Source organism: Phormidium sp. CCY1219 (assembly GCF_035615515.1).
Classification (GTDB): Bacteria; Cyanobacteriota; Cyanobacteriia; order Cyanobacteriales; family Laspinemataceae; genus CCY1219.
Genome location: NZ_JAJENT010000046.1, coordinates 1 through 221, shown reverse-complemented (window position 1 = coordinate 221; position 221 = coordinate 1). Strand labels below are relative to the sequence as shown.

1 pseudogene is annotated in these 221 nt (G+C 45.7%); it reads right to left on the bottom strand.

Annotated elements, in window-relative coordinates:
* Positions 1-221 (bottom strand): annotated as a pseudogene (locus LKK83_RS31850) (hypothetical protein); the annotation flags it as partial.

Genomic DNA, 221 nt, shown 5'->3' with positions numbered 1-221 from the left:
GTGTCCTCTAAAACCGATTCTAGGTCAGACACCAAATCTCCTAAAGCCTCATCGAAATTCGGTTCGTCTGGCGTAATGTAAGCTTTGGCATACTCTACCAATGCTTGACCCATATCGGTTGTGCGCCAGTCTTTGCCCTCTGCAACTACGCTATCCATTAATGGCGCAGTTCCTTTCGCACCTCGAACTTGGAAGATAATATCGTTATAGTCTTTATCGGT